Here is a 680-nt window from a genome sequence, read left to right on the forward strand (position 1 = left end):
TGCGCATCAACTCGGCCAAGGACGACGCCGCCGGCCTGCAGATCGCTGTTCGCCTGCAAGCGCAAACGCGCGGCATGGGCGTGGCCATGCAAAACACGCAGAATGCCTCGTCGATGCTGCAAACGGCCGACGGTGCGTTCAACGAAGTCACCAGCGTGCTGTACCGCATGAAGGATCTGGCGACCCAAGCCGCCGACGGTTCGTCCAACGACGAAGACAAGAAGGCCATGCAGGCTGAGTACGATGCACTGGGCAAGGAACTGGCCAACATCATGACCAACACGTCGTACGGCGGCGCCAAGCTGATCGGCGAAACCGGCAGCAAGCTGGCTGCAGCCGTGACGTTCCAGATCGGTGCTTCCGCCAGCGAAACGATGACCTTCAACGTGTCGACCGAACTCACCAGGGTTCACACCGACCTGAAGGCCGCATCTTCCGCATTCACCACGCCTGGCGCCACCGCGCCTGGCACGGACCTGACCGCCAACGCCAACGACATGATCGCCAAGCTCGAAACGGCCCTGGCCTCCGTCGGCACGATGCGCTCGGCCATCGGTGCTGGTGAAAACCGCCTCGGCCACGTCTACAACAACCTGGGCAACATGTCGATGAACACCGCCGACGCTGAAGGCCGCATCATGGACGCCGACATGGCTGCCGAGTCCGCCAAGATGAGCTCG

General features: G+C 62.9%; 1 protein-coding gene. It reads left to right on the forward strand.

What is annotated here, in order from left to right:
* Positions 1-680: flagellin N-terminal helical domain-containing protein (locus tag R2N11_RS26365; protein ID WP_316682966.1), on the forward strand; the 680-nt coding region annotated here is incomplete at both ends.

This window comes from Ralstonia flaminis, assembly GCF_958415495.1.
Lineage (GTDB): Bacteria > Pseudomonadota > Gammaproteobacteria > Burkholderiales > Burkholderiaceae > Ralstonia > Ralstonia flaminis.